The sequence below is a fragment of the Spirulina subsalsa FACHB-351 genome, assembly GCF_026130165.1.
Lineage (GTDB): Bacteria > Cyanobacteriota > Cyanobacteriia > Cyanobacteriales > Spirulinaceae > Spirulina_A > Spirulina_A subsalsa_A.
On the sequence record NZ_JAIHOM010000020.1, the window covers coordinates 1 to 25564 of the forward strand.

The window sequence follows — 25564 nt, forward strand, 5'->3', positions numbered from 1 at the left end:
AAATGGAGTCCCAGCTATTTTGCTATTTCTGTGGGTGGAGCGCCGCTAGAAGTCCTTAAACAATATATTAGAAATCAAGAAAAGCCGTCCTAGAAGGACGGGGCTTGAATCCCATTATTTTCGGTCACGGATGGGTTATTGTTGCTCAGATGGGGTTTCGTCGAGGAAGTCGATGGAAACGCGATCGCCGACTTGTACGCCTAATTCGGCAGCACGCCCACCGCGTAGTTCAATCACTTGATCGATATCTAGGTTGGGACCGTAGGTGGGACAGGGAGCTTGGAGGCAGGGGGGAACGTTGCGGGCGATCGCCTGAATTGTACCATCGCGCAGAAACAACATATCGAGGGGGATAGAGACGTTTTTCATCCAGAAGTTAACGCGCTGGGCTGAGGAAAAGATAAATAACATCCCCCGATTGTCGGGCATTTCGTCGCGGAACATTAAGCCAATGGCTTGTTCTTGGGGGGTGCGTGCGACTTCGAGTTCTATGTCTTGGCCGCCGAGTTGGGCGATCGCACTAATCGGCAACATTTGACCTTCTGTAGGAACTTGGGCTAGGGAAGACGGGGGAATTTCTTCTAAGGACTGAGGTGGGGGAGAACAGCCCATTAAGAACCCACTTAAACCCAGCATCAGCAAGAAACTGGACCAAGATGCTAAGTTTTTAGGATTCCCGTAAAACATAACCTACCCCCCGCACAGTTTGAATCAGTCTTTTTTCGCCATGATCTTCAATTTTAAGGCGCAAATACCGAATATAGACTTCAATCACGTTGGATTCCCCCATAAAGTCATACCCCCAGACATTTTCGAGGATTTGTTCTCGTGTTACAACTTCCCGAGGATGAGCCATGAGATATTTCAATAACTCAAATTCCTTCATGGTGAGGTCAAATTCTCGACCGTTGCGAATCGCCCGACGATTGCTCAAATCGAGGACTAAATCCCCAAAGCGTAACTGTTCTGAAGAATGAAGGGGGGGCTGAAGATAAAGTTCCAACAACTGCAAAAACAGATCGGAGCGATAGGGTTTGAGAATATAATCATCGGCTCCGGCTTCTAAACAGGCGGCTCGATCTTCGACGGTTTCCCGTTCCATGTACATCAGGATGGGAAGCCGATACTTGGTGCTGCGAATTTGACGACAGAATTGATATCCTGCTTCTCCGGCTTGGGTTTGGTCAATCACAATCATGGCGGGTTGGATTTCAATTACCTTGTCTAGTGCTTGCACAAGATCCGATAAAATCATCACCTCATAACCCGTCTCTCGTAAATCCAAGCTCATGGGTTGGGTTAGGGACTCTTCAGTTTGGACCAATAATACGGTAGAGGTGCGATCGCCCAAGGGTCCCAAATCGTTTGATGACGGAGAAAGCATAGATTCAGCATAAATGCTCAGGTTTTCGCTTTATATATAGCATCTCCCTTTCCGATCTCCACCAGAAGGTTAGAATTATTTCCGTTTAGCAATTACGGCCCGATGGCGAGGGGTACAAGGGATGATGGTGGGTGGCTCAAATCCGACTTCGATTAAGGCTTGTTCTAAATCTAGGGTGAAATATTGATCTAAATAGGGTTCAGTGCTTTTCAGCAAGGTCAAAATATAGGGGGGCATGGTGGCATAAACTGAGGAACGGGGATTCATGTCCATCAAGGCCAAATACCCCCCCGGACGTAATAGGCGCTGGGCTTCGGCTAGAATCGCACGGGCGGGGGCTTGAGGCAGTTCGTGGAACATTAAACAACTGGAGACGAGATCAAAGGATTGAGGGGAGAATCCCGTGGACTCGGCGGGGGCGTGTTTCCAGTTCACAGTCCGTTGTTGTTGTTCGTTATTATACTGGGCGACGGCGAGGAAGTAGGGGGACAAATCCAGTCCGGTGACGGTGGCCTGGGGATAGCGATCTTGAAGGGCAAATGTACTCATTCCGGTGCTACACCCGAGATCGAGAATGTTTTGTGGGGGGGTGGAGAGTTGGGTACTTAAGGCGTTATGGTAACTGTCCCGGAGTTTGCGATCGCCTTCGGGATCTTCACCCCCCCACAAGGTAGAATGCACCGTTAAGGCCGCACATTCGGCCTCCCAAGCGGCATCCCAACTTAAATCGCCTTTTTCGTAGGCATGGAAGGAAACCTGATAATAAGCGGGATAGGTGACATCGGGATTTTGTACCTGAGAAAAACGCTCCTGCCAGTCCAGCCCTTGTAACTGTTCTACCCGTTGGGGCCAATTCACCCCAATTCGTTGGGCCCGTTGGATCATCATGGCGCGAGCGCGGGATTTTGCAAAGGCTGCCAAGGGTTTAACCGAGAGAAGTCCATTGATCACACGGGAGACAAAATCCGGTTCTTTCGTTGTGAGTGCTGTCATATATACAAATAAAAGCCGTGAAGTGCAAGACAAATTTTAACCTGATTCGGAATCTCTGGCGGTTTGCTCCCCTGTCCTATTAATCTAGGACATTCACGAACCACCTAGTTCTTGTCGTAAGCGTTGGGGGGGGAAATCTTGGGGGGGTTGCTCTGTTAGCACATAGATGGTTCGATCTCCTTGTTCTGGAGTCCAATGCTCATAAATGTAGAGGAACAAACGCTGATCCGGTTCTGATTCTGAATCGACTCGATAGGCCCGGATGCCTTGATCGTCTCCGTAGTCCTGTAATTCATGAATGTTATAACCCCGTTGCTCTAAATCCTCGGTTAAGCGCGATCGCACATTACGCAGCGTTTCCCCTGGCACCTGACGACAATCCTCTTTATTATTGCACTGGAGCGTTTCGGGAAAGTCTCCCACTTCAGCCAGGAGACGGGTAGATAATGCCACTGGTTCAGGAGTCGGTTCAGTTTCAGGAGTCGGTTCAGTTTCAGGAGTCACTACCGTTTCAGGAGTCACTACCGTTTCAGGAGTCACTACCGTTTCAGGAGTCACTACCGTTTCAGGAGTCACTACCGTTTCAGGAGTCACTACCGTTTCAGGAGTCGGTTCAACGTTGGGAGTTATTACCGTTTCAGGAGTGGGTTGAATGGGGGAAAACGCAAAGGGTTGGGGAGTGGGTTTCACCTGGGGGGGGATGACAGATTGGGGAGTCGGTTGGACTGGGGGGGAAGGAGAAAGAGGAGTTGGAGAGGGTTGAGGAGTCGGAGGTAACGCTTGAATGGTAATGGTTTCTGTTGGGCGGTTGATCTCTACAGAATTAAGTTGTTTTTGCTCTTCAATGGGCAAAAATAGCAAAAAACCGTGCAATAAGCTGGAAATAAAGATTAGAAAGTAAGATTTCACCGATTCTGGCTTGAAAAAATCGATATTCACGGCAATTCACGTCCATAGATATCACAATCAAGGCTGTCTCAGGGGAGTTGATTCGGAGAGCTAGACTAGCCTGTTCCTTCGATCACTGTACCTTTAATAGGAATCTTTATCAACTTTTTTAAGTTTTATACAAATTTTATTAAATTTATTAATGACCTATTATCTCGAAAATTAAATCCACAATCCTTGTTCTGAAAGGATTTTAGCCTTTATTTTCCCCATTATCCAATTAACTAGATGCAAATAGCTTGCAAGAATACCCGAATTCTTCTAGAGTAATTCTCAATAAGCTAAGAACTGACTCCCGAGAACTTGTCACTCCGGTCAGCAAGGAGTTCTTAACCTTCAGGAGGTTTGTGTGAACATCAATAGACGGCTCTTTTTATTCGGTGGAACAGCAATTACAGCAGTAGTGGTGGGAAATTTGACCCCCCCCACCTTGGCCCAAACGCGCAATATCAATCTGTACTCATCCCGGCATTACGACACCGATGATGAACTGTACAATGCGTTTAAGGCGCAAACAGGCCTAGGCGTGAACTTAATTGAGGCAGAAGCTGACCAGTTAATTGAGCGGGTGAAGAGTGAAGGGGCGAACAGTCCGGCCGATGTCTTAATTACCGTTGATGCGGGTCGATTGTGGGTAGCAGAACGGGAGGGATTATTAGCTCCGGTTGATTCTGCCTTTTTAAAGCAACAGATTCCGGCGAATCGTCGTCATCCCGACGGTTTATGGTTTGGATTTTCCCAGCGTGCGCGGGTGATTTTCTACAATCGCGATCGCGTTAATCCGGCCGATCTTTCCACCTACGAAGACCTAGCAACCCCGAAATGGGCGGGTAAGATTTTAGTGCGCTCATCAAGCAATGTTTACAATCAATCACTGGTAGCGGGTTTAATTGCCATTCATGGGGTAGCGAAAACCCGGCAATGGTTGCGGGGGTTTGTGTCTAACTTTGCCCGTTCTCCAGAAGGGAACGACACCGCTCAGATTCGCGCTTGTGCAGCAGGTGCGGGGGATATAGCCATCGCTAACAGCTACTATTACGCCCGTTTAGCCAAGTCCAACGATCCTGTAGATCGGGAAGTCGTGGAAAAAGTAGGAATTTTCTTCCCCAATCAGCGCGATCGCGGAACCCACATGAATATTAGTGGCGGGGGCGTTTTTAAAACCGCTCCCAATCCTGACGCCGCCATTAAATTCCTCGAACATTTAGCCGGTTCTTTATCCCAGATTTACTTTGCCCAAGGCAATAACGAATATCCCGTTGTACCGGGGACTCCCATTGATCCGGTTGTCGCGGGATTTGGTACCTTTAAACAAGACGATCTCAACGTGGCAGAATACGGCAAAAATCAAGCCGAAGCCGTTCGTTTAATGGATCAAGCCCGTTGGATCTAAGTTTCACTCACCAATCAAACTTAACCAGGATGCCCCCTTGTCTACATTTGGGGGTTTCTTTCTGTAATTACCATGATCATTAAAGCCTTATCCCACCCATTCTTAGCCTTACTCTTAACAATCCCCGTGAGTCTTACCGCCTGTAGTCAAGACGACACCAGAACCCCCCAAGCGCTAGAACAGTTAACCACGACCAAAGAATGTCGAGGGTGCGACTTAACGGGAGTGAACCTGAGCAACGCCAACTTAGAGGGGGCAAAACTCAACAAGGCGAATCTCAGCCGAGCGAACCTAGAAGGGGTTAATTTCCGGGGAGCCATTCTAGACCAAGCCAACCTAAGCGGGGCAAATCTCAGTCAGGCTGATTTAACTCAAGCGGCCATGACTCAAGCGGACTTAAGCGAGAGCAACTTAACCGGAGCCAAATTGATTGGGGCCTATGTCCAAGGGGCGATTTTATCGGGGGCCAATCTCGAACAAACGGATTTCACCGATGCTAACTTGCTCGGCATTACAGTGAACCCGAGTGATTTGGAGCAGACGACCCTCAAGAATGCTATCCTCCCTGATGGAACTGTTCATCCTTAACCAAAAAAGACCATGCAAGCGATTCTCATGACTGAAGCGGGGAGTCCCGATGTTTTAACCCTACAGGAGATTCCTCAACCCACCCCCACCCATCCCCAGCAATTATTGATTCGTCTGCACGCGGCCGGAGTGAACCCCATCGACACCAAATTACGACAACGAGGCACGTTTTATCCCGACCAAATGCCTGCGGTGTTAGGCTGTGATGGTGCGGGAGTGGTGGAAGCGGTAGGAAGCGGGGTGACGAACTTTGCACCGGGGGATGAGGTCTATTTTTGTGCCGGGGGGTTAGGAAAACAGGGAACCGGGAACTATGCAGAGTATGCGGTCGTTGAGGAACATTATGTAGCCCCGAAACCGCGTTCTCTCTCCTTTGCCGAAGCGGCGGCCGCCCCTCTGGTGTTGATTACCGCTTGGGAAGCACTCTATGACCGAGGACGCTTAACGGCTGGGCAAAAAGTGTTAATTCAGGCTGGGGCCGGGGGTGTGGGTCATGTGGCCATTCAGTTGGCGAAACTCAAGGGGGCGCAAGTGGCTACAACGGTGAGTTCGCCGGATAAGGAACGTTTAGTGCGGCAGTTGGGGGCGGATTTGCCGATTGTATATACCCAGAGTAGTGTGAGCCAAGTGATTGAGCAGTGGACCGAGGGAAAGGGTGTTGATTTAGGCTTTGATACGGTGGGGGGGAAGGTTTTTTATGAGACGTTTCCTTGTGTTAAAAACTATGGCGATGTGGTGACGTTGCTTGAACCAAACTATCAAGAAGGTAACTTAAAGGTCGCACGGCAACGGAATCATCGGATTAGTTTGGAGTTGATGCTAACACCTATGTTACAAGGGTTAGTGGAAGCACAACGCTATCACGGGGAAATTTTAAAACAGTGTAGTGAGTGGTTTGATCAAGGTCGTTTAAAGCTACATTTAAGTCAAACTTTTCCCCTTGCGGAAGCATCGGCGGCTCATCACGTCATTGAAAAGGGTTCTACTATGGGAAAAATTGCTTTAATGGTTTCTCGCCCTTAAAATGCCTAAAAGCCCTATTAACATTAACAAGTCCCAAAAGTGGGTTTCCATCGGCTAGTGATAGCGTGCTTTCACCCCTGTGGGCTAAGTTTTTCTGTAGCATTATACTAACTTGGCTTGCCAAATTTGTAGCTTTGGTCAGTGAGGCATCGCTATACTCAAAAGTGATATTGAGAATTAAGAAGAGCCGTCCTAGAAGGCAATGCACTGAGCCTGTCGAAGTGACGGGGTTTTATACCCATTTTTCTATAACACAAGGAGTCATGGAATGCACCAACCTAATGATTTAAAAAAAGACCGTTTTCCTGTATGGACAACAGTGCTACTGTTTGCCCTTACTGGATTAACAATGTATTTTGCCCCTTTACCTGATTCTGATACAAATCGACCTGCTATGAGTCGTATGGGTGGCTAAGGTTTTAACTCCTGACTGCCGCAAAGCAGCCTATACCTCAAAGCTGGCTTATGACGGCAGTGGGGTGGTACGACGGGACTCCAAAAACTATACCCTGGCTAAATTTTCGTCGGGCAAGGGATACAATCTACACCCGGACAGTATAGCGCGAGGCTTCTCGGCGATTAGCTAACGCTTCACTGTCTCAGGCAAGGAAGCGGCTAAGGGAGACAAAAGATGTCTCGGATACACTACACTCCCGAACACTTGCACGGCTAAGGCTTCGTCGAATTCTGCTTTGCGCTGTTTTCTCAGTTTTGCTGATCTGCCCATATCCTGCTTCCTCCTTCATTCTGATTCAGAATGTTACTCATTGTGAATGTCCTCTCATTTTTAGGATTCCCAATTTCGGTATAACAGCATACAAAATCTTAAAAGATTTTAAAATTTTTCTCGGGGAGGGTTAGGGGCTAGAGAAGGTGGGTTGAGTTACTGGCTGGGTGATTAGGGGGGGATGATGGGAGGGGATGGAGTGGGGTACAATGACGACGGCCTTATTGTATGCTTAATAACCCCTCTATCCCCCTACATCCCGGTGAAAGATTTTTTTCGACTTGGCTCTATGGCAAATCCAGATGCTTCTACCTCTTTTCCGTTCGGCTATCAACAACGTCTTCAGGAACTGTTAGAGTCACAATGGCAGGTGGGGGAGAGTTATGCTCGTTTTGCTGAACGGTTGGGGTTAGGGTCAGGAAAAACCCTGAAAGCTTGGCTGACTCAAGATTTTAAGGCGGAACCTGATCCTCAGAAGTTGCGGAAGTTGGCACAGTTTTTGGGCTGGAGTTATTGGGAGTTGATTTGCTATTTAGACACGGGAAAACAACCAGAGGCGATCGCACCCTCCCCGGATTCTTTGTCCTCTTCCCCGGTTCATCAGCCTTCTCCCCTCAAGGGATCTCCTCAGTTTTCCCGAGGGTTATTATTAGCTGCCACGCGACAAATGCAAGATTTAGCCGTGACGCTTCAGGAGTTTATTGAGGGTTTACCCCCCGAACATTGGTATCAGTCAGTGCAGGCCGTGCAAGCGGTGGAGGTGGAACAATTCTCTCCTCCTCCTTCTCTCCCTTCACCCCCTCCCCTTCCCAGGGGAGAAACAGCGTTAGAAACAGGGAGTGACTTGACAGCAGGGGAAACCGCAAACACAGCCCCCCCGGTGATGACCTTGGCCAAGATGATTCAGGTTTGTTTGGAGAAGGCCGCCATGAGTCCCACTCAGTTACGGGATCGGATTGAAGATTATCGGCGCTATTCTTCTTTGCGATCGCCTTTAACGGCAGAAGAGTTTAACGCCATGTGTGAAGGGGACTTGATCCCCCAAAGTGAAGCCCAACTAGAGGAACTGGCCGATATTGTAGACCGCGATCGCGATTACTTCTCAACCAATGAGTGGTTAAAGGCTTGGATTGCCTCGATTTACCACGGGAATGTATCTTAGCCAGTAGGGGGAGCATATCCTCACGCCATAACACATAAGAACGGCGATATTGACCATCCAATTGAGAAGGACAGATATTTTACTCAGATCAGTGAGCTTGCCGACAAGGTGTAAGCCAACGATTCACCGTTTACTGTTCACTGATGACCCGTTGACGGAGGATAAACTCCGCGATCGCCAAATCCACCGGAGTTGTCACCTTTAAATTAGTTTCCTCCCCTTCCACAATTTTCACCGGGATCTCGCACTTCTCCAACAAGGCCGCATCATCCGTGACTTGCCACCCCTGTTCCCGGCCGTATTGGTGACAGCGTTTCAATAACTCTACCTCAAACCCTTGGGGCGTTTGGGCAGCCCAGAGATATTGGCGATTGGGGGTGTCTGTGATCCGGTGTTGTTCATTAACCACCTTAATCGTATCCTTAACCGGAATCGCCGCAATTAAGCCCTGACAGTGCTGTAATTCGGCCGCACAGCGATCAAATAATTCCGGGGTAGCTAAACATCTTGCTCCGTCATGAATTAAGACCCGCTCCGCTCGTTCGGGAAGACCCTGTAAACCGTTATAAACCGAATCTTGGCGGGTTTCCCCCCCTTGAATCAACTGGAGAGGTTTGGTGAGGTGTAGGGATTCTGCGATCGCCTTAAACTCCTCAAAATCATAAGGTTGTCCCATAATCCCAATCCAGGTAATCGATTGAGACGCTTCGGCCGCCTTCAACGTCCAAGCAAGCAACGGTTGTCCTAACAAAGACAGTAATAGTTTATTCCGGCTACTGCCCATTCGTCGCCCCATACCCGCCGCAGGAATTAATAAGTACATAAATTCTTTTCTTAACGAGGATTCTGTTCTATCTTTTCATGAAATCTGTGTTCAGGAATAAGGAAACTGATTCCTGTCCCGTGCTATTCTGAAACCTACTCTTTGTTTTGGTGGCGTTTGATTTATGTCCTCTTCCCAATTTTTTCCAGAACCGGAGCAATCCAACCGCGAAGTGATTCGTCTTTATGATGAGGAAGGGCGATCGCTACCTTGTTTTGTCGAACAAGCGTTCTTTCATAAAGATATCCAGTACCTCCTCCTACTGCCCGTAGACTCCCCCATTACCATCATTGCCTGGGATAGCGATGAAGACGATTCCGAAGCCACTTGGGTAGAAGATACCGAAGAACTTCAGACCGTCTTTCCCGATGCTAAAGCCGTCTTAGCCGAACAGAATCTAGTATTGAACTACGCCGGATATACCCTCACCGTAGCCGGAGAACTACCCGAAAGCGAAGAAGATAGCATCTTAACCCTCGAAATCGAAACCGAAACCGGGCAAGTTGAGTCAGAAGAGTTTCAATTCCTGACCCACTTCTACCACGAAGACCAAGAATATGAAATTTACACCCCACTCAATCCCCTCCTATTGTTTGGCAAACGGACCAGCAACGAAAAAGTAGAATTGCTCACCGCAGAAGAACTAGAAGACATTCAACCCTATCTAGAAGAATTCCTCGTCCAAACCCTCGAACAAGAGGATATGAACTAACACACCGCCCCCGTCGTTTATGACCCTTTTGAGAAAACTTTCCCAATGGACCTATCCCCTGCTCCTCTTGCCCCTAATGATTGGAGTAGCCGGATTGCATGGTGCGACTTGGTGGTATTGGGCGATTTCTCCAGTCGTAGACCGGGAGGATCTTTCCCTCGAACAAACCCAGATTCAACTGGAAATTACCACCGGAACCTCCACCCGGCAAATTGGTCAGGATTTAGAGGCCACGGGGATGATTCATTCCGCTTGGGCCTGGAATATCTGGGCATTTTGGCTCGCTTGGCAAAATCGCGAGGGAGGTTTCCAAGCGGGGGTTTATACCATCACTCCTACTCAGTCTATGCCAGCAATTGCCCGCCGCATTTGGGAGGGGCAGGTAGAGGATGCCAGTGTCACCTTGCCCGAAGGCTGGTCATTAGAACAAATGGGAGCGGAATTTGAACGGCGGCAATACTTCACCCAGGCCGAGTTTATGACCGCCACCCAGGAAATCCCCTCCGGGGAAGAGTTTCCTTGGCTACCAAGGGATTTACCCCATTTGGAGGGGTTTTTATACCCCGATACCTACCAGTTTCCCCAAGGGACTTCTCCCCAACAGGTGATCGGGATCATGTTAGCCCGTTTTCAGGAGGTGGCATTACCGTTATATGAGGCGGCACAGGAAAATCAGGATCTAACCTTGCAGGAGTGGGTAACGTTGGCGAGTATGGTGGAAAAAGAAGCCGCCGTCGCTCAAGAACGCCCCCGCATTGCAGGAGTCTTCCTCAATCGTCTCTCTCAGGGAATGCGTTTAGAATCAGATCCCACCGTCGAATACGGTACAGGGATTCGTCAAACCCCTGATCAACCCCTAACTTTAGAGCAAGTTCGCCAGCCCTCTCCCTATAATACCTATCTCAATGAGGGTTTACCCCCCACTCCCATCAGTAGCCCCGGAGTGGATAGTTTAAGAGCAGTTCTCAATCCTGAAAGGACGGACTATCTGTTTTTTGTGGCTAATTATGACGGAACCCACGTTTTTAGCCGCACCCTAGAAGAACATGAGGCCGCTAAACAACGCATCCGTCAAGAACGAGAACGCCAACGCCAACTAGAAACGGATACAGAATCGTTATGACCTTTACTCGCTTTCTCAAACCCGATTTAATGTTGCAGGGATCTGTGGTGGATATTACCCCTGATTTACTGCAACACCATCAACTCAAAGGTTTAGTTTTAGATGTGGATGAAACCCTTGTTCCCTTAAGAGAACGGACTGTTTCCTCAGAGGTGGCTGAGTGGTTGGAAGAGGTGCGCCCTTTAGTCGATATTTGGCTGGTGAGTAACAATCTCAGCGAGTCCCGCATTGGTGGTATTGCCGAGTCGCTGAGGGTGCCCTATTTGTTGGGAGCTAGAAAACCCTCTCGGAAAAAATTGCGCCAAGCCCTTGAAGCAATGGGGCATCCTGTCGAACAAGTGGCAATGGTTGGCGATCGCCTTCTAACCGATGCCTTAGCAGGAAATCGTCTGGGAATGTTTACTATTCTAGTAGAACCCATGATCGACCCCGCTATTAGTCAAGGCTACCCGATCCGTAATTTTGAGGTCTGGCTGACTAAAATTCTCGGCTTCTCACTCCAAGACTCCTAATTTTGTTACAAACCTTAATGATTATTCATGGATTTTGACAAAACAAAATATAAAGAAAATATTACGAAACAAAACTTCACGTCATGTCTCTGTAACAATGACAATTAACAAAATAAAAATGGGGTCAGCCAATATAAAGACCCTAACAATAAGAAACCCGGAGTATTAACCCAGAAACTGAAATGGGTTAATACTCCTTTTTAGCTAATCGGTGAGAAGCCCCGCGCTCTCCCGTTGGCACAGCAGGGCTTAGGGGAGCATTGAGATGAGAGCCAAGGGTGCTGAGGAGATTAGATGCCTCCATTAATGACAAGTTAAGCCTAAACATCCTCTGGTCAAGGTCAGGGAATAGGGAATAGGGAATAGGGAAGCAGGAAAATAGGGTTCTTTGACCCATTGTTGTCACAAAATCTTAATAATCTCCTGACACAATAGAGCAAGACTAAACAGAATCTTCAAGAAAATGCTGATCCTGAAACAGATAAAATGAAGATTAGATGAACTCTTGTAAACCGAACGGAATTCTCTCCGGTCAGGAAGTAGATTAAACCACCACCCCTTAAAGTTAGCGGCTAAACTAGGGATAGTAAAGCTTTTGGTTTCACCCCTAGGTTGTCCTGCGTCTAGTCCTTATATCTATCAGCCAGTCCCTCTTCCGCCCTTGTTCATTGCTAGAAATCCCCACCCCCTTGAGGAGGCCTCCCCCAAATGTTTTATCGTTCTGCTGACACGACCTTAACCAAGACTTCTGGAATCACCCTCTCATCAAGCACCTGCAAACCGCAGAAAATGTCTAATCCGTTGACCATTTCTTCACCCGTTTCCCCACGCGATCATCTCTTAATTCAACTGGCTCAAGTCAACAGCCTAGATAGTTTAATCTCCTCAGAGATTATGCTCCCTTTGATGACCTACAGTGAAGTCCAATCAGTATTGTTATTATTACCAGATCCTCAAGGTTGGCGGGTGGGGGCGATCGCCCACTTCTCAACATCAGGTAAACCCGCCCTGCAAATCCCTAGCCATTCCGAAGACTCCTCCTCTGTTCTCCGTTCTCCTATTCTGCACAATCTCCTGGGGGATCCCAAAGTCAGTATTTTAGAAAACCTCCAAGAGCATCCCGACTATGGGAAAGATCCCTACATTCCCCATCAAGGGATTAACGCCATCTGTCGCTTTCCCCTACAACAAGGCGACGAACAACTGGGATGGTTACTCTTTACCCATGAACAGCCCTCGGGACACTTTGTAGGCGATCGCCTGACCCAACTGCATCTAATCAGTTATCACTTTGCGATCGCCCTCCAACGCACCCACCTCACCCAAACCCTCCACCAGACTCAGGTTGAACTTAAACTCATGCAGGAGCGAGTCATGGCTCAAGAAAAACTCGCCTCCCTCGGCGCCCTCACCGCAGGCATTGCCCACGAAGTGAAAAACCCCCTCAACTTCGTCAACAACTTCGCCGAACTCTCCGTAGACCTCACTCAAGAACTCCTCGAAGAACTCGAAACCTTTCAAGATAAAATCGACAGCGAAACCTGGGACTACCTCGAAGAAATCCTCAACGACCTGCAACAAAACGTCCAAAAAATTAACCATCACGGCAAACGAGCCGACAGCATCGTAAAAGGAATGTTGCAACAGTCCGGAGGCAAACCCGGAGAACGGAAACTCACCGACATTAACGCCCTGCTCCAAGAATACGTTAACCTCGCCTACCACGGAATGCGCGCCAACGATTCCACCTTTAACATCACCCTCAATGAACAATACGACCCCGAAGCTCAACCCATCTTTGTCGTCCCCCATAACCTCAGTCGAGTCTTTCTGAACCTGTTCAACAACGCCTGCTACGCTGCCCACGAGCAGAAAAAACGTCTCGGCGAAGACTTTTCCCCCACCCTTTGGGTCAAAACCCAAGCCTTTGACCAAGCCCTAGAAATTCGCATCCGCGACAACGGCATGGGCATCCCCCCCGAAATTCGCCAGCAAGTCTTTCAACCCTTCTTCACCACCAAACCCGTTGGCATCGGCACAGGGTTAGGGCTAGCGATTAGCTATGATATTATCGTGGAAGAACACAAGGGAAGAATTGAGATCAACAGTGAAATAAACGAGTACACTGAATTTGTAATCACTCTCCCCACTCATTAAATTTCCCATCAAGCCCGTTTTACCCCCAATTCTAAAATGATGCTTAAAATTATGGTAGTTGATGACGAAGAAGATATTAAAATCCTTTTTCGACAGAAATTCCGTAAAGAAATCAAAAAAGGAGAGGTAGAATTTGAATTCGTTCACTCTGCTCAGGATGCCATTGAATACTTAAAACGAGAAGGGGCTGATCCCGTTTTAATTCTCTCAGATATTAATATGCCGGGGATGACGGGGATTGAACTTCTGAAAGTTATTAAAGGGAACTTTCCCGAGTTAAAAGTATTCATGGTGACAGCTTACGGGGACGATAAAAACTATCAACTAGCCCAACAATATGGGGCTGACGATTACCTCAACAAACCCATTGATTTCACGGCCTTAAAAGAAAAAATCATTAGTCTATCATCTTAAACATTTTTCATCCTAAGATTCAGGGGGGGCAATGCCAGCCAAGATTTTGGTGGTTGACGATGATCCAGATTTTCCGGCACTGATTCGCCAAGTATTCCGTAAAAACATCCGCCAGAAGGACTATCAGTTTATTTTTGCCCTAAATGGTCTAGAAGCCTTGCACCTCATCCGTCAAGATCCTGAAATTGATATGATCTTGACCGATGTTAATATGCCCCAAATGGACGGCATGACACTGTTACAAAAAATCGCCGAAATTCCCAATCAAACGACTAGCACTGTGATTATGTCGGCTTACGGGGATTTGGAAACCATTCGCAGTGCCATGAATTTAGGGGCTTTTGATTTCTTAACCAAACCCCTTAACTTACAGGATTTAGAAATTACCACCCGCAAGACCTTAAAGCATATTCAGCAAGTTAAACAGGTTTTACAAGATAAAGAAACAGCGCAGAAGTTACGGGATGATCTAACCAAAAAAATCACCTTACGGGAAAGTGAAATGCGCTATCAAAGGCGCTTTCGAGCTTTAATTGAAAACTCCACGGATATTATTATTATCCTCAATTTGGATGGAGCTATCACCTATGCTAGTCCTTCTGCTATAAGGGTTTTAGGTGAAGTTTTTACGGATAAACATCCCGTTGCTTTTGGTTCGTTGCTTCATCCTGATGAGATTACATCGGTTATTCAACGTTTAGAAAAAGTCCAAGAACAGCCCGGGGAAAAAGAATTAATTAGTGAATTACGATTAAAAACCCGCTTTGAAACTTGGAATATTTTTGAAGTTGTTTTTACGAACTTATTGCAAGATCCAGATGTAGAGGGAATCGTCGTTAATTGTCATAATATTACCGACCGCAAAATTGCCGAAGAAAAGTTTTTATATGATGCGCTCCATGACTCCTTAACCCGCTTACCCAATCGGGCATTATTTATGGATCGTTTATCCCAAGCTTTAGCCCGACAAAAACGCCATCCTTCCTCTCAATTTGCCGTTTTGTTTATTGATTTAGACCGTTTTAAAGTAGTTAATGATAGCTTGGGGCATTGGGGAGGGGATCAACTATTAGTAGAAACGGCTAATCGCCTACAAGAGCAAATGCGCTATGATGATACTATTGCCCGGTTAGGAGATGATGAATTTGCCATTTTATTGGAGTCAGTTAATACGGCTCAAGATGCCAATAATGTGGCCCAGCGTTTACAAATGAAGCTACAAATGCCTGTGATTATTAATCAACAGGAAGTCTATACCAGTGCCAGTATTGGGATTGTGTTTCCTAATGGACAGTATGATGCCCCTTCGGACATTTTGCGGGATGCTCATACGGCTATGTATCACGCCAAAATCCAAGGGAAAGCCCGACAACAGATGTTTGATGTTACCATGTCGGCGGATAATTTAGCCCGTTTGCAACTGGAAATTGACCTGAGACGGGCGAAGGAACGGGAACAACTGCTGGTCTATTATCAACCCATTGTGAACTTAAAAACAGGTCATCTCAGCGGTTTTGAAGCTCTGATGCGCTGGAAACATCCCCATCGCGGGGCAGTAAGTCCGGGGGCGTTTATTCCTTTAGCGGAAGAAACGGGGTTAATTGTGCCGATGGGGTGGTGGATTTTACAGGAAGCTTGTGAGCAAATTCGGTTGTGGGGGGAGGAGTTTCCGGATTTTGCCTTAACCATTAGTGTTAATTTATCGGGGCGACAATTTTCTCAGCCTCAATTGGCGAAGGAGGTGGGTAAGATTCTGAAGGCAACGAGGGTCAATCCTCAACGGTTGCGTTTAGAAATTACGGAGACTACGATTATGGAGAATGAAACCATTGTGGCGCAAACTCTCCAAGATTTGAAGGCGATGGATATTCAGTTAAGTATTGATGATTTTGGGACGGGGTACTCGTCTTTGAGTCGTTTGCGGAGTTTTCCCATTGATACGCTGAAAATTGATCGCTCATTTGTCATGAGAATGGAACAGGAGCCGGAGAATTTGGAGATTACCCGGGCGATTATCCGCATGGCTGATAGTTTGGGCATTGAGGTGATTGCGGAGGGGATTGAGCATCAGGAGCATTTACAACTTTTGCGCAAGTTGCGCTGTAAGTACGGACAGGGGTATTTGTTTGCCAAACCTTTAGCGGCGGAGGATGCGATCGCCTTATTACGTGAGAATCCGAAATGGTAAGCTTGTGAGGAGTCGGGGCGCAAACGTGCTGAAATCTTGTGCAAGGGGTTGGATAGACAATATATCCTTAAAGGAAAGGCAAGTGAGAGCGTGAATGATGCCCGCCAAGATTCTGGTTGTGGACGATGAACCTGATTTAGAAGCCCTTTTGTGCCAAAAATTCCGGCGGAAAATTCGGCGGAAAGAGTTGGTGCTGATTTTTGCGCAGAATGGGGTGGAAGCGTTGGCACGACTAGAGGCGGAATCGGATGTGGATATGGTGTTAACAGACATCAATATGCCTCAGATGGATGGTTTAACGCTGCTAACTCATATCAATGAACGTTATCCCTTGATTAAGACGGTGATTTTGTCGGCCTATGGGGATATGGAAAGTATTCGCACGGCCATGAATCGGGGGGCCTTTGATTTTTTGACCAAACCTCTGAATTTTGAGGATTTGGAGATTACGACGAATAAGACGCTACAGGCTGTTGCTCAAATTAAGAAGGCCGCTGAACAAGAACGTTTAGCCCAACAGGCCCAAGCCCTACAGGAAAGTGAACGACGATTGACGCAGTTTTTAGAAGCGGTTCCGGTGGGGGTGTTTGTGGTGGATGCCCGAGGTCAGCCTTATTATGCCAATGCTAACGCTTTGTCGCTGTTGGGGAAGGATTTACCGGGGGTGTTTGGCTTACGGGATTCCTCGGATTATGAGGTCTATTTAGCGGGGGGGGAACAACGGTATCCGAAGGAACGCCAGCCGATGATTCGGGCTTTGGGGGGGGAAAGTTCGACGGTGGATGATATGGTGTTGCGCATTGCAGACCGTTGGATTCCTTTGGAGGTGTCGGCGACTCCGATTTATGATGAGCAGGGGGATATTATTTATGCGATCGCCGCGTTTAAGGATATTACCCAACGCAAGGAGGCTGAAACCGAACGGATTCGCTTTACTCAAGAGTTGGAAGCTAAAAACGCCGATCTCGAACGTTTAGATCGCCTCAAAGATGAGTTTTTGGCCAATACTTCCCACGAGTTGCGGACTCCCCTCAATGGCATGATTGGCATTGCAGAGTCAATGTTAGCGGGGGCGGCCGGGCCTTTAAGTGAACAGCAACAGGTGAATCTGTCTATGGTGGTGTCGAGTGGTCAACGTCTGGCGGATTTGGTGACGGATGTTTTAGACCTCTCGAAACTGAAAAATAATGATATTGAACTAGAGCGCAAACCCATTGATTTTCGACAAATTACGGAGGTGGTGTTAACTCTTTGTAAGCCTTTGGTGGGGGATAAAGCGATTGAACTTTACAATGATATTGACCCCGATTTGCCCTTAGTGGATGGGGATGAAAAGCGTTTACAACAGATTATGTATAACTTGATTGGTAATGGGATCAAGTTTACTGAACAGGGATCTGTGCGAGTTTCTGCATCCTTGCAAGACGATTGGTTAGAAATTCGGGTGAAGGATACAGGGATGGGGATTCCTCCAGCTAAGTTAGAGGTGATTTTTCACTATTTTGAACAGGCCGATGCTTCCATTTCCCGGGAGTTTGGGGGGGCTGGACTGGGGTTAAGTATTACGAAGCAGTTGGTAGAATTGCATGGGGGGAAAATTGAGGTGCGATCGCAACAAACTCAAGGCTCCGAATTTATCTTTACCCTTCCTGTCAGTCAGCAACCTTGGTGTGATACTCCCCCCATTCAACCTATTACCATACCCCGTTCCCAAGCCCCTATCCCAACTCAACGTTTAATTTCTCCCATTATTATCTCAGAAAATTTTAAAATTTTAGTCGTAGATGATGACCCGATTAATTTACAAGTTATTATTAATCATTTGTCCTTAGAAAGTTATCAAATTATTCCCGTTCGCAGTGGACCAGAAGCCCTCACGTTATTAACAGAAGGACTCAAACCGGATTTAATGTTATTAGATGTCATGATGCCTAAAATGTCCGGCTATGAAGTCTGTCGCCGCATTCGGGAAACTATTCCCATGAATGAATTACCCATTGTCATGTTAACGGCTAATACTCAAGTTTCTGAGTTGGTCGCTTGTTTAAATGTGGGTGCAAATGATTATTTAACTAAACCTTTATCTAAAAATGAGCTACTCGCCCGCTTAAAAACTCATTTAGAATTAGCTAAAATTAACAGTGCTTATAGTCGTTTTGTGCCTCGGGAGTTTCTGCGGTTTCTGGGCAAAGATAGCATTGTTGGTGTAGGTTTAGGGGAGTCAGTACAAAAAGAGTTAACAATTCTATTTTCCGATATTCGTTCCTTTACCCAACTGTCGGAACAGATGACTCCCGATGACAATTTTAAGTTTATTAATGCCTATTTAAGCCGCATGGAACCGGCTATTTTAGAGAATCACGGCTTTATTGATAAATACATTGGTGACTCGATTATGGCCTTATTTGGGCGCAGTCCTGATGATGCTATTCGCGCTGCTATTTCCATGTTGGAAATTCTCAATACTTATAATTTAACTCGTCAAAGACCCGGTAGACCTCCCCTGAGAATTGGAGTAGGAATTAACACAGGCTCCGCTATGTTGGGAACAGTTGGCGGCATTAATCGCATGGAAACAACGGTAATTAGTGACGCGGTAAATATTGCGGCTCGTTTGGAATATTTTACGAAAATTTGTGGAACTTCGGTATTAATTAGTGATCAGACATTTTTCGGTTTAGAGAGTCCTGAAAATTATCATTATCGGTTTTTGGGAAAGGTACAAGTTAAAGGAAAAAATCAACTAATTTCTGTGTTTGAAATTTTTGATGCAGATGAAGCGGGTTTACGGGAACATAAAAACCGCACGAAAACCGATTTTGAAGAAGCGGTTATGTATTATTATGGTAAAAATTTAAAGGTAGCCTATAAAATTTTTAAACAAATCCAAGAGGATAATTATCCCGATCATGTGATTGATTTATATGTCCAAAGTTGTGAACATTGGCTACAAAATGAAGGTCAATTGATGCCCGAGGTAATTACGCCGTTTTTAAGTTCAAATTGGGATATGGGGAAATTACAGTAGCGGTGATTTATTAGGTTTTTCTGTCCTGTGGGGTGTATTGACTCCCTACAATAGCATTTTGGGGAATGATGCCTAATTGGCAAAATCAGCCGTATCTGCCTGCACTTGTAACGCTTCCTGATAAATGTTCCATAAGGACTCCCGAGGAAGATCCGTTACTTCAATGGCATCTAAATAGGAACAAACTGTCTCTAAGACATGAACAGAAATAGACTCAGAAATTGGGGCGGCAAAATTGCCTAATCCTTGACCTAAAAAATAGCGTTCCTCTGTAGGTAAAAACTCAATATAAACTTGCCCCCCTTGATGAATTTCTAGGCGAAATCTCCCATATTCTTGACTTTCTATCATAATTGTGCTAAAGCCCGAGCATCCATTTTAACTTCAATAACCCTATCATAGTCAAAATACTGCTGACACTCAGAACACTCAAAATACTCCCAGCACTTAACACACTTAAAAGACTCCCCGCACTGAATACACTTAGAATGCTGCCGACACTGCCAATGCTGAGTACACTGCCGACACTACCGACACTCAAAATGCTGCTGACACTGCCGACACTCAAAATGCTGCGGTAGCTTTTCCAGCTTAAAATATTGCGGGGGGGAGGGGAAGGATCGGTCATCGTTGGATTGAGTACAGAGTTTAACCTCATCTTAAGGCTTCAAGGCTGAATGAGGACAGTCAAGGGGAAAGGGACAGAAGGACACCTTGCAGGTTAAGCTAAAAAGAGAAAACTGTCTCGCGCTAACTCCAAGACTGATGCTTGCACCGAAACAAATTTATATTCTCTTGATTAACGCTGGAACGGATAATGAGGGGATTCATTCCCTGCAAGTGGGCCAACGCAACAAAATCTTGATGTTTGAAACAGAAGACGATGCAACGCGCTATGCTTTGATGTTGGAGGCTCAGGACTTCCCCGTGCCTACGGTGGAGGCTTTCCCGTTTGAGGAAATTGAGGAATTTTGTCAAGAGGCTGGGTATGAATGGGAACTGGTCGAAAGTGGCAAGTTAGAACTTCCCCCAGAGGTTAATTTAGAACGGACGGATTGGGAATTAGAACAAGAAAAAACAGCCCAATCGTCGCCTTCTAGTCCTACTTCTGAGTCAGAGGAGGAAATCCCGTCAGAACAACTGGATGCGATTCGGCGCCAACTTGAAGGACTATTGTGAAGTAGGACAACCTCCCGTTTAATTATGCTCAATTTAGAATCCCGAGGCCATTTGCTCACGGAGCAGAATAACCCCAAGAGTCAAAACTTGGATCAACTAACAACGCTGGAGTTAGTGGATTTATTCAATCAAGAAGATCAGAAAACTCTAGAGGCGATCGCCCAAGCTCGTCACGCTTTAGCCCAAGCCATTGATCTCACCAGTGCGGCGTTGAGTCAAGGGGGGCGTTTATTCTACATCGGAGCCGGCACCAGTGGCCGTTTAGGAGTCCTCGACGCGGCAGAATGTCCCCCCACCTTCTGCACCCCCCCCGAGTGGGTACAGGGCATCCTAGCGGGGGGAGAGGCGGCACTGGTGAAGAGTTCAGAAGCCCTCGAAGATCGAGCCGAAGATGGGGCGGCGGCCTTGGATGCCGTTAAGGTGACGGAACGGGATGTGGTGTTAGGGATTACGGCTGGAGGGACTACGCCCTATGTCCATGGTGCGATCGCCGAAGCGCGAAAACGAGGCGCAACCACCCTATTTTTAGCCTGTGTTCCCGCCGAACAAGTCCCCATCGAGGTCGATGTTGATATTCGCCTGTTAGTGGGGCCCGAAATCTTAGCCGGTTCCACCCGTCTCAAAGCCGGAACCGTGACCAAAATGGCCTTAAATATCCTCTCAACGGGGGTCATGGTGAAATTGGGCAAAGTTTACGGCAACCGCATGGTCGATGTTTCCGTCACGAATCAGAAATTACGCGATCGCGCCCTCCGCATCCTCCAAGACCTCACCGACCTCGACCGCCCCCAAGCCGCCGACCTCCTCGACCGCAGTGGTCAGCGCGTCAAACTCGCCCTACTCATGCACTGGACCGGAGTCGATCCCGAAACCGGGCAACAACTCCTAGACCAACATCACGGTCAACTGCGCCAAGCCCTCCAAAGCCCTCCACTGTAATCCATCTTTTCCTCAACCCAACCTAAACCCTATTGTTGCACCCTAAACCCCATGTTTAATCAATCCGAAACCGTCGCCACCCTTGCTATTGTTCTTGTCGCCCTCGGTTTCCTCATCTGGGGGTACAATCGCTCTAGACCCTACGGAAAACTGGGCATTCTCGCCTGGTTACAATCCGTCGTCCTCATCACCCCTTGGTTACTCTTCTTCGGTTTAGTCGCCCTCGGCATCTATATCAACCTAATCGGCGTAATCTTGCTGTTAGTCATCTCCTCGGGCATTTACATCTATCTCGGCAACCGTTTGCGCTCTGAAGGCCAAGAAGCCATCCTACGAGAACGCGCCGCCCAACGTCTCGCCCAACAAGAAGCCGCAGAAAAAGCCGAACAGTCTCCGCCCCCCCGCCTTGAAACCGGAGCCCCCCGAACCTCTGACCTCATCCCCATTCCCGATGAAGACCTACAAAAAATCAAAGGCATTTTCGGCATAGATAGCTTCTTTGCCACAGAAACCATTTCCTACCAAGAAGGGGCTATTTTTAAAGGCAATCTGCGGGGAGAACCGGAAAAAGTCTATGAAAAACTCTCCGACCATTTAACCCAAGCCCTCGGCGAAAAATACCGCCTCTTTTTAGTGGATAGTCCCGAAGGAAAACCCGTCGTGATTATCTTACCCAGTGCCAATGATCCTCGCCCCGCCACCTTAGCCCAGAAAAACCTTGCTCTTGTCCTACTCATCGCCACCATTGCCACCAGCTTAGAAGCGGCCGCCCTGTTATTAGGGTTTGACTGGTTCAGTGACCTAGGACGCTATAGCGAAGCCCTGCCCATTAGTGCTGGATTGTGGTTCATCTTAGCCGCCCACGAGGGAGGTCATTGGCTATTTGCCCGTCGCCATAACCTGCGTCTGAGTTTCCCCTTCCTCCTCCCCAGTTGGCAAATCGGCTGTTTTGGGAGTATTACCCGTTTTGAGTCCCTCGTTCCCCATCGTAGCGCCCTGTTTGATGTGGCTATAGCCGGTCCAGCCTTGGGGGGTATTGTCTCCTTCCTCATGCTCATCACCGGACTCCTCCTCTCCCACCCCGGCAGTTTATTTAAAATCCCCACGGAATTTTTTCAAGGCTCCGTCCTCGTGGGAACTCTGGCCAAAGTCGTGTTAGGGTCTGCCTTAGAAGCCTCCATCATTGACGTTCACCCCTTAACCATGATTGGCTGGTTAGGCCTAGTGATTACCGCCCTCAATCTCATGCCTGCTGGACAATTAGACGGCGGGCGTGTGATTCAAGCCATCTATGGACGCAAAACCGCCCGTCGTACTACCATCGCCACCCTAATTGTTTTAGGCTTAGTCGCTATTTTCAGCCCCGGCAACCCCATCCCACTCTACTGGGGTATTTTGATTCTCTTCCTGCAACGAGATTTAGAACGTCCTACCCTTAACGAGTTAACAGAACCTGATGACACTCGCGCTGCTTTAGGGTTATTGGCCTTATTTTTAATGTTAGCCACCCTTGTCCCCCTTAGTCCGAGTTTAGCGATTCGCCTCGGGATTGGGGCTTAGAATGGTTCTGCGCCAACGTTGTGAACTACCCCACCCTGCCGTTGGCGAGGATGGGGCTTCCTGATTCAACGGGAACTGCATCTAACAAAACCAATGTTTTGCCAGGTTGTCTTACACTCCCTCCCCAGGCAGTATCGCTGGTTCCCAACGACAAGATCCGCAAGGCTTCATTTCTGATATTTTGTGCTTGGCTAGCTTGTGGTTTCGTAACATCCCTTTTACCTTCAGATTCTCTACAGCAATAACTTGGTTTTCGTTGACTATCTTGCGGGATAGTTTGTGTAGAAAGTCCTCACGGCAACGGGCAGTCTTGCCATAAACCGCCGAGAACATTGTACCTGATCATCCGAGGATTCGCGATCGCTCAGTTGGTTTATTGGTTGCTATTCATCCCCTCCCTGCCAGGGAGGAAGGGGAATTCCGCAACATTTTGTTAAACGTTGTAGTTGTTGTTGGAGTTGACCCACATCTGGAGACTCCCCACCGTAACGCCATCGGATATAGGCCTGGGTGATGTTTTCGATGTATTCCGCCACAATCGGAGGATACTCTTGCCGGGCCAATTGTGCGTATTCTAGGGGCGTTTGGGCGGGGTGTTTGGGGTGGCCCTTCCCCCGCAGGAATAAGAGCATTTGCTCATAGGTTCGTTCCACGGGGGGGAGTTTAGTTAAACGCCATTGTTGCCCCCACCCTTGAAGGCCATTCCAGCCTAACCAACCGACGAAGATTAAGGCGATCGCACTAATCAACCCCGTCAACAGACCAATCACACTCCCAGACACCCACAACCATAGACCCCCCAAGAAGCGCGCTAAACCGATGATCACTGTCACCCAGACAATACTGAGGAAATTTAGCACCGGAGAAGGCAACCAGCCCGCCACCCACTGCCAAATCTGTTGTAACACCCCAAAAGTTTCCACCTCCTCCACCGAGGGAGGAATCAGAGGATGACCCGGCATGGGATCAAAATTAAACCAGCCCAAATTGCCGAAATACACCTCTGTCATGGTGTGAGCGTCCGTATTACGGACAATATAAAAGCCCGTGAAGGGGTTAAACTGTCCGGGAGAAAAACCAGCCGATACCCGCGCAGGAATATCAATCGAACGTAACAACATCGCCAACACCGTGGCAAAGTGATCCGGGTATCCCCCCCCAGCAGCGAGGAAAGTTTCCACCAGATCCTGATTTTCCCCTAGGGTAAAATCCTCTTGGATGGTATAGCGTTGTTTGAGAGCTTGAGCGAGGTAGAGTGCTTTTTCGTAAGCATCGGTGATGGGTTGGGGAGAAGTGGCTAAAAGCCGTTGAGCCTCTTGACCTAGGCGTTCCCGAATCTCCGGCGGCACATCCAAATAAAACTGCCGAATCGACTCCGGATACTCTGTACTAGCCATCCGTAACGCCGTCCGATTGCGCACCGGAACATCGGAAATCACCGTATAAGTCAAATTTTCCCCCAAATAGGTCGGCGCTCGAATCGCCCCCTCTGGATCTAACCCCACCTCCGGAGTCGGAAAATAAATCTCCCGAGGATAGGTTAACGCCGGAATTAAATTCGGCAACGGAGACACCACCGTAAACGTTTGAATCACAGGTTTCGTTTCCCCTTGAGTCGGAGGAGCCGAGAGGAAAAAGCGATAAGTCCAAGGGGGACGATCCACCCGCAACAACTGTTCATCCCGGGAGATTTCCCAACCCTTCCCCGTGTAGCGATCAAACCCTAACACCCGCCAAAAGCCCGGTGCTTGGGAACGCACCCGCAACACCACCCGAGGGCTAAAGGGCGCGCCTTCCCCCTCTAGAGGGCTTTGATCCATCACACTGTTAAACCCATAGTATTGACCACTACCATCTCCGGTTAACTCTCCATCCCCCCCTGTGCCATCTGGTCCCCCTTGATCATCCTCTCCAAAGCGCACCCCCGGCGTAAAAATCCCTCGGTTGCGGTTATTAAACCGTTGATTCTCCAAATCCACCGACTGGGTAACAGGCAGAGTTTGCAACTGATAGCCCGGGAAACGGGGGAACAGCGCAAAAATTCCTAATCCTAGAGCCAAAATGACCAAGAAAAACACCCCCAATTGTTTAAACGAAAGGGGGGAGTAAGAACGACGACGAGAGGAGGGCTGGGGCTGACCTTTAGGCCTAGCCGGGGTTTGGTCAAAACCCAAGCGGGAGCGATAATCTAAAACCAAAAGCGGCAAGGCCAGCGCCAGGAAAATTAAAATCATGGGGGCAAAAGCCAGAGTTTCGCTCAAAGTGGCCGCGACTCCCAATAAAATCAGCCCAATCACCATGGAGTAGCCCAAATCTTGGCGACGGGGTAAATCAAAGCTGTGCAGGACTTGTAATTGAATTAATAATTCTGCTAAGACCAGCCGGGTGTCGTTCAAATTGGCAAATAAATTGCCGAAAAAGAAAACCAACGCCAAGAGCATTCCCAAAGCGATGATAAATTTCAGGGCAATATTGCGTTTTTTGCGCCGTTGCCAAGCGACAAACCCCCCAATGGCACTGAGGGGAATGGCCCAGACACTCATGGCGGTTCCGGCAGCTAAGTCCGTGGCGATAATGCCTAAAAAAACCAAGAGTTGCACCGTGATGCGCAGGGGAATAGATTCCTCGGTCTTAGGGCGAGGTAAATTCTCCAAGCGTTCCCAAAGGGAGTTGAGGAGGGGGATTTTTCGGAAGGGTGGGTTATTCATAAT

At 47.8% G+C, this 25564-nt stretch carries 24 protein-coding genes and 2 pseudogenes; 16 read left to right on the plus strand and 10 right to left on the minus strand.

Features of this window, described 5'->3' with window-relative positions; translation table 11 throughout:
• Positions 1-93, plus strand: a 93-nt coding sequence (locus tag K4A83_RS05635) for a transposase (RefSeq protein ID WP_265263515.1), incomplete at its 5' end; no start/stop codon positions are given.
• 42 nt (positions 94-135) lie between these two features.
• On the opposite strand, the gene K4A83_RS05640 is transcribed toward K4A83_RS05635, so the two are convergent.
• The 4 genes from K4A83_RS05640 to K4A83_RS05655 all read right to left on the minus strand — a co-directional run bounded on the left by K4A83_RS05640 (position 136) and on the right by K4A83_RS05655 (position 3316).
• Complete coding sequence (locus tag K4A83_RS05640) at positions 136-687, minus strand: DUF192 domain-containing protein (protein WP_265263467.1); 552 nt, start codon at positions 685-687, stop codon at positions 136-138.
• Entirely contained in the window at positions 668-1384 is a 717-nt protein-coding gene (gene nblR / locus K4A83_RS05645; protein ID WP_265263468.1) for a response regulator transcription factor NblR, read from the minus strand. The genes K4A83_RS05640 and nblR overlap by 20 nt, the downstream gene beginning before the upstream one ends.
• Before the next feature lie 75 nt (positions 1385-1459).
• A complete protein-coding gene (locus K4A83_RS05650; RefSeq protein ID WP_265263469.1) occupies positions 1460-2377 on the minus strand; it encodes a class I SAM-dependent methyltransferase in 918 nt (305 codons plus the stop codon).
• Positions 2378-2470: 93 nt separating this feature from the next.
• Positions 2471-3316, minus strand: a complete 846-nt coding sequence (locus K4A83_RS05655; protein ID WP_265263470.1) for a hypothetical protein — start codon at positions 3314-3316, stop codon at positions 2471-2473.
• A 358-nt stretch (positions 3317-3674) separates the two neighbouring features.
• Here K4A83_RS05655 and K4A83_RS05660 point away from each other — a divergent pair, with 358 nt between their 5' ends.
• From K4A83_RS05660 to K4A83_RS23055, 4 genes and pseudogenes are all read left to right on the plus strand, one after another.
• On the plus strand, positions 3675-4718 hold the full coding sequence (locus tag K4A83_RS05660) for a Fe(3+) ABC transporter substrate-binding protein (RefSeq protein WP_265263471.1): 1044 nt from the start codon (positions 3675-3677) through the stop codon (positions 4716-4718).
• A gap of 72 nt (positions 4719-4790) precedes the next feature.
• Positions 4791-5306, plus strand: a complete 516-nt coding sequence (locus K4A83_RS05665; protein ID WP_265263472.1) for a pentapeptide repeat-containing protein — start codon at positions 4791-4793, stop codon at positions 5304-5306.
• A gap of 12 nt (positions 5307-5318) precedes the next feature.
• Complete coding sequence (locus tag K4A83_RS05670; protein ID WP_265263473.1) at positions 5319-6329, plus strand: zinc-dependent alcohol dehydrogenase family protein; 1011 nt, start codon at positions 5319-5321, stop codon at positions 6327-6329.
• Positions 6330-6769: 440 nt separating this feature from the next.
• Positions 6770-6871, plus strand: a pseudogene (locus K4A83_RS23055) (transposase); the annotation flags it as partial.
• 41 nt (positions 6872-6912) lie between these two features.
• Here the strand turns inward: K4A83_RS23055 and K4A83_RS05680 are convergent.
• Positions 6913-7056 (minus strand): hypothetical protein, encoded by a 144-nt coding sequence (locus K4A83_RS05680; RefSeq protein ID WP_265263475.1) that lies wholly within the window; start codon positions 7054-7056, stop codon positions 6913-6915.
• Between the two features lie 289 nt (positions 7057-7345).
• Between K4A83_RS05680 and K4A83_RS05685 the strand changes: the two genes are divergently transcribed.
• Complete coding sequence (locus K4A83_RS05685) at positions 7346-8218, plus strand: hypothetical protein (protein ID WP_265263476.1); 873 nt, start codon at positions 7346-7348, stop codon at positions 8216-8218.
• Positions 8219-8348: 130 nt separating this feature from the next.
• On the opposite strand, the gene ispD is transcribed toward K4A83_RS05685, so the two are convergent.
• Positions 8349-9041, minus strand: coding sequence for a 2-C-methyl-D-erythritol 4-phosphate cytidylyltransferase (gene ispD / locus K4A83_RS05690; RefSeq protein WP_265263477.1), 693 nt, complete (start codon positions 9039-9041; stop codon positions 8349-8351).
• Between the two features lie 124 nt (positions 9042-9165).
• On the opposite strand from ispD, the gene K4A83_RS05695 reads away from it, so the two are divergent.
• From K4A83_RS05695 to K4A83_RS05725, 7 genes are all read left to right on the plus strand, one after another.
• The gene (locus K4A83_RS05695; protein WP_265263478.1) at positions 9166-9753 is read left to right on the plus strand and encodes a DUF3727 domain-containing protein; all 588 of its coding nucleotides are present in this window, start codon (positions 9166-9168) and stop codon (positions 9751-9753) included.
• A 19-nt stretch (positions 9754-9772) separates the two neighbouring features.
• Positions 9773-10876, plus strand: coding sequence for an endolytic transglycosylase MltG (gene mltG / locus K4A83_RS05700; RefSeq protein WP_265263479.1), 1104 nt, complete (start codon positions 9773-9775; stop codon positions 10874-10876).
• Complete coding sequence (locus K4A83_RS05705) at positions 10873-11388, plus strand: YqeG family HAD IIIA-type phosphatase (protein WP_265263480.1); 516 nt, start codon at positions 10873-10875, stop codon at positions 11386-11388. The genes mltG and K4A83_RS05705 overlap by 4 nt, the downstream gene beginning before the upstream one ends.
• A 789-nt stretch (positions 11389-12177) precedes the next feature.
• Positions 12178-13545 carry a sensor histidine kinase gene (locus K4A83_RS05710; RefSeq protein WP_265263481.1) on the plus strand — a complete coding sequence of 456 codons (1368 nt, stop codon included), beginning with the start codon at positions 12178-12180 and terminating at the stop codon, positions 13543-13545.
• A gap of 36 nt (positions 13546-13581) precedes the next feature.
• Complete coding sequence (locus K4A83_RS05715) at positions 13582-13959, plus strand: response regulator (protein WP_265263482.1); 378 nt, start codon at positions 13582-13584, stop codon at positions 13957-13959.
• Between the two features lie 31 nt (positions 13960-13990).
• Positions 13991-16147 carry an EAL domain-containing protein gene (locus K4A83_RS05720; RefSeq protein WP_265263483.1) on the plus strand — a complete coding sequence of 719 codons (2157 nt, stop codon included), beginning with the start codon at positions 13991-13993 and terminating at the stop codon, positions 16145-16147.
• A 94-nt stretch (positions 16148-16241) separates the two neighbouring features.
• Positions 16242-19175, plus strand: coding sequence for a response regulator (locus K4A83_RS05725; protein ID WP_265263484.1), 2934 nt, complete (start codon positions 16242-16244; stop codon positions 19173-19175).
• Positions 19176-19247: 72 nt separating this feature from the next.
• On the opposite strand, the gene K4A83_RS05730 is transcribed toward K4A83_RS05725, so the two are convergent.
• Both K4A83_RS05730 and K4A83_RS05735 read right to left on the minus strand, forming a co-directional pair.
• Positions 19248-19526: a hypothetical protein gene (locus K4A83_RS05730; RefSeq protein ID WP_265263485.1), complete on the minus strand. Its 279-nt coding sequence runs from the start codon at positions 19524-19526 to the stop codon at positions 19248-19250.
• Positions 19527-19533: 7 nt separating this feature from the next.
• Entirely contained in the window at positions 19534-19803 is a 270-nt protein-coding gene (locus K4A83_RS05735; protein ID WP_265263486.1) for a hypothetical protein, read from the minus strand.
• Positions 19804-19940: 137 nt separating this feature from the next.
• On the opposite strand from K4A83_RS05735, the gene K4A83_RS05740 reads away from it, so the two are divergent.
• From K4A83_RS05740 to K4A83_RS05750, 3 genes are read left to right on the plus strand one after another with little or no spacing between them, the layout of a single operon-like run.
• Positions 19941-20354, plus strand: coding sequence for a DUF3110 domain-containing protein (locus tag K4A83_RS05740; protein ID WP_265263487.1), 414 nt, complete (start codon positions 19941-19943; stop codon positions 20352-20354).
• Between the two features lie 24 nt (positions 20355-20378).
• On the plus strand, positions 20379-21293 hold the full coding sequence (gene murQ, locus K4A83_RS05745) for an N-acetylmuramic acid 6-phosphate etherase (RefSeq protein WP_265263489.1): 915 nt from the start codon (positions 20379-20381) through the stop codon (positions 21291-21293).
• Between the two features lie 51 nt (positions 21294-21344).
• Positions 21345-22853, plus strand: a complete 1509-nt coding sequence (locus tag K4A83_RS05750) for a site-2 protease family protein (protein ID WP_265263490.1) — start codon at positions 21345-21347, stop codon at positions 22851-22853.
• Positions 22854-22878: 25 nt separating this feature from the next.
• Here K4A83_RS05750 and K4A83_RS05755 read toward each other — a convergent pair.
• Positions 22879-23174, minus strand: a pseudogene (locus K4A83_RS05755) (transposase); the annotation flags it as partial.
• Positions 23175-23236: 62 nt separating this feature from the next.
• The gene (locus tag K4A83_RS05760) at positions 23237-25561 is read right to left on the minus strand and encodes a transglutaminase TgpA family protein (RefSeq protein WP_265263491.1); all 2325 of its coding nucleotides are present in this window, start codon (positions 25559-25561) and stop codon (positions 23237-23239) included.
• Positions 25562-25564: the final 3 nt, after the last annotated feature.